The 3,660-nt window shown below is 62.1% G+C and carries 3 protein-coding genes; all 3 read right to left on the bottom strand.

Annotated elements, in window-relative coordinates; translation table 11 throughout:
* Positions 1 to 187: 187 nt before the first annotated feature.
* Positions 188 to 1,741, bottom strand: coding sequence for a long-chain-fatty-acid--CoA ligase (locus A5648_RS10240; protein ID WP_065024443.1), 1,554 nt, complete (start codon positions 1,739 to 1,741; stop codon positions 188 to 190).
* 506 nt (positions 1,742 to 2,247) lie between these two features.
* On the bottom strand, positions 2,248 to 3,045 hold the full coding sequence (locus tag A5648_RS10235) for an Abi-alpha family protein (protein ID WP_065024442.1): 798 nt from the start codon (positions 3,043 to 3,045) through the stop codon (positions 2,248 to 2,250).
* A gap of 1 nt (position 3,046) precedes the next feature.
* Entirely contained in the window at positions 3,047 to 3,475 is a 429-nt protein-coding gene (locus tag A5648_RS10230; RefSeq protein ID WP_065024441.1) for a hypothetical protein, read from the bottom strand.
* Between the last annotated feature and the right edge of the window lie 185 nt (positions 3,476 to 3,660).

Below are 3,660 nucleotides of genomic sequence, written 5' to 3'. Positions count from 1 at the left end.
CACTACGCTCAACAACCGACTTCGACACCCGTCGAGGTCTCAAACTAGAAAGTCTCCGGACATGCCGGGGCGATTCAACAGGTCATTGAGCGCTCAAGGCGGGCACATCGGATTGCCGGTGGGGCGCATCGCACACAAGCAGACGCCGCACGCAGTCACCGATAGGCCGAAGCAGCTCGGACACTGACTAACCCAAAGCACGCTGGTGATCTTTCCAATACGGAGCGCGCAGTTCGCGTTTGAGGATCTTGCCGGTAGCGTTTCGAGGTAGCGCCGCCATCACGTCAACGCTCTTGGGGCGCTTGTATCCGGCGAGGTTGTCGCGGGCATAGGCGAGGAATTTCTCCTCGTCGAAGAATGCCCCAGGTTTCGGCGCCACGACGGCCTTCACCGCTTCGCCCCATTTCTCATCCGGCACGCCGATCACCGCGATTTCGCCAATGTCAGGAAACATCGACAACACTCGCTCGATCTCGGCCGGATATACGTTCTCGCCGCCGGAGATGATCATGTCCTTGATGCGATCCTCGATGTAGAGATAGCCATCGGAATCGCGGCGTCCAGCATCTCCGGTATGTAGCCACCCGTCGACGACGGTGGAGGCGGTATCGGTCGGGCGGCACCAGTAGCCGGCCATCACCAGGTCGCCGCGAACCACAAATTCGCCGATCTCGCCGTCCGGGAGATCGTGGCCCGCTCGATCGACCACCCGTATCTCCGTTCCCGGTATGGCCCTGCCCGCGGAGTTCAGGCGCAGCGGATGGTTTGAATCACGATGCTCGGCCGGCCCGAGGATGCTGAAGGCGCCTGAGGCCTCGGTCATCCCGTACACCTGGTAGAAGTCCACGCTGAAGACCTCCAGCGCCCGGCGAAGCAGGTGGCTGGGCATCGGTGATCCGCCGTACCCGAGGCAGCGCAAGCTCGAAAAGTCGTACTTCGCCAGGCCGGGGGTTTCCAGAAAGAAGCCGTACACAGCGGGGACGAAGAAGGCATGTGTCACCCGGTCGCGGCCGAACTGCGCAAGGATCTGATCGGGCACGACATCCCGGACCACAATGGTCTGAGCTCCCACACTCATCCCTGCGAGCGCCCAACCCGTGCCACTGACGTGGAACAGCGGCATCGCAACCATATTCACCGAGTCCTCGACAAACTGGAACGAATTCACCACGCCGGCGGCGTTCGTGAGCAGCGAGCGATGGGTCAACATGGCCCCCTTGGGGAAGCCGGTCGTTCCCGACGTGTAGAGCTGCACGAAGCAATCGTCAGGTTTTGCGCAGTCGGCGGGCATCGCTGCGTCCGCGGAGGCAACGAAGGACTCATACTCGTCCTCAGGGCCGCCGACGACGATTATGCGTTCGACCGTGGCCAGGTCGCCGCGGATCTGGTCGACCGCCTCGCGGAGGTCGTGACCGACGAACAAGATCCGCGCGGTTGAGTCGTTGATCACGTACGTCAGTTCAGTCGGGGCGAGGCGGAAGTTGACGACCGCGTTGACGGTTCCGCCGAGCCCGCAGGCCAGCGTGGTTTCCAGGCAGGCGGCGCTGTTCTTGTCGAGAAACGCCACGCGGTCACCGGATCGCAGTCCGGCCTCGCGCTGCGCGCTCGCATTGCGGCGCACCCGGTCGCCCAAATGTTTCCATGTCCACGACGATTCGCCGTACTGAAGAGCAATCCGGTCCGGCCACTGCAATTCGCCGTTGCGGACAATGTCGAAAATGACGGTGCTGTGCGTATTCATCGCTGAAGAATCACCCGGCTTCAGCACAGACCGCGGCCCGGCGCAGCCGGTGGTTGTGGCGCCAGTCGCCCCGTACATGGACCGCGCTGATGAGCATCGGGACAAGCACGGGTGACATGAGCCAGGAGCATGACGGCGTTTCCGTAGGACATGTGCACTCACATTTCTCCGCGCGCAAGCGGGCGGCAGACCCAAGGGTATTGACCGTCCGTACGGTCATTAATCGGTCGTATGGTCACTTTATAAGGTCGCGGGCTCGGGTGCAAGATGCCCGAGTGTCTGCTCCAGTGACCGTATTTCTTTGCGTAGCAACGAGGTGACTCGCTGCTCGTCCATTGACCGGAGCAAGAACTGAGTTGGCGTCGCGTGTTTCGGGCCGCTTTTCGTGAGGAGGAGAGGCGAGTCCCCGTTACCGTGCAGCGGCGTCGCCGCGACGTGATTCGTGTGATCTCACGCAGTCTGTGGTAGCGGGACGTCGACTTGTCCGTTTATCAGCGAGTATCTGGTTAGCGTGGGCCTTTGCCCCAGTAGACGTCCCCGGGGTCGTAGGTGGCCCACCCGCCAGCGTCGTAGCCGGTGGTGGTGAAACATTCGGCGCAGAACTTTTCGCCGAATACGGAGAGGTAGATGCTGCGGTGGACCCCAATGGTGCGTTTGGCGTTCTGCATCGCGGCCACTGCGTCGGGGTGGGCGTCGAGCAGGTAGTAGCGGCGGAAGTCATTGACGGGTTCAGCCGAAAACCGGATCAGGCCAAGGCGATCGAGGTTGCCGAGATACTCGTGGCTGCGTCCCGGCCACGCGCATCCGGCCATGTCGGCGATGAAGGAGATGCCTGCCGCAAGTCGTTGGGAGCCTACGCCGAAGGGTGTGTTCGTGCGGATATCGATGGACGGCTGTGCTCCGCCCACAGCTAGGAAGCGAAGGATCCGGGCTTCGTCGGAGATGAGTTCGTCAAGTATGCGATCGAAGGCAGGGTGTCTGGATTGTGGCTTTCGCGTTGCCTCCCACGGCCTGTTGAGCAGACCGTCGCCGCGCTCGCGAAGTGTCCGCTTGTCGCGGGAGGAAGCCGCGGTGAAGGTCACTGAGAGGGAGTCGGCCGCACCGAGTTGTTCGGCGGTGTCGACGGCGACTTTCGCCGCGGCTCCGGCCGCCCGGACGACTGATCCGGCGGCCAGCCGCGCGACGCCGACCGCGTCGACAGGGCTTGTGGCTATCCTCGCGGCCTCGCTGGCGGCGCGTGCGGCCCTCCCGAGCACGGAATCAGATTGCTGTGTGTCTCTGGGGGACTGCCGCTCTCCGGCCATGTCACACTCCGAACAACGCGATGTGGGTGAGTCCAACTAGCGCGCCGAGCGCGGCTCCGTGAGCATAGAGCAGCCAGGCGTCCTGTTCGATCATCGCGTAGATGACGTCGACGAACTCCTTAGGCGGCAGCGCGCGTAGCTTCTGAGTGCCGAAGCGGGCGATCTTGCAGCGTTGTTGGGCCATGAACTTCTCGTCCTTGGCCAGGAGGGTAGTGGTGTAGTCGACGGCGACCGTTGAGCTCTGGTCGAGGATTGCCTTGAACTCCATTGGGCCCACCGCGAGCTGGACCGACGATTTGAGGATTCCGAGCACTTGGTTGACTTCGTCGGCGATGAGGTATTCGATGAATCGCACCGTACGATCCCCACGAGGACCGTGCAGCAACTCGTGGGTGATGTTGTCAATCGTGAGGATGTCATTGGCGAGCATCTCCCCGAAGTCCTCGGCGGCTTCGTTTTGACGCTTGGCCAGGCTGGCTTGACGCCACGGGTATCGGTATCTGGATCGTGGTTCAGGCGGTTCGAATGCGACTTTGATGAGCCTGTCACGAATTCTGTGTAAGTCAGAGATGATTTGACTACGAGTTGTAGTCTAGCACAACGGGATTCGACCGG

It is taken from the genome of Mycolicibacter sinensis (genome assembly GCF_001673565.1).
Taxonomy (GTDB): domain Bacteria; phylum Actinomycetota; class Actinomycetes; order Mycobacteriales; family Mycobacteriaceae; genus Mycobacterium; species Mycobacterium sinense_C.
The sequence above is the reverse complement of the archived record's forward strand: the minus strand, read 5'-3'. Positions and strand labels throughout refer to the sequence as shown.

Bases quoted from the DNA above. Each gene is read 5' to 3' on its own strand.
- A5648_RS10240 (WP_065024443.1), bottom strand. From the start codon at position 1,741: ATGAATACGCACAGCACCGTCATTTTCGACATTGTCCGCAACGGCGAA.
- A5648_RS10235 (WP_065024442.1), bottom strand. From the start codon at position 3,045: ATGGCCGGAGAGCGGCAGTCCCCCAGAGACACACAGCAATCTGATTCC.
- A5648_RS10230 (WP_065024441.1), bottom strand. From the start codon at position 3,475: ATGCTCGCCAATGACATCCTCACGATTGACAACATCACCCACGAGTTG.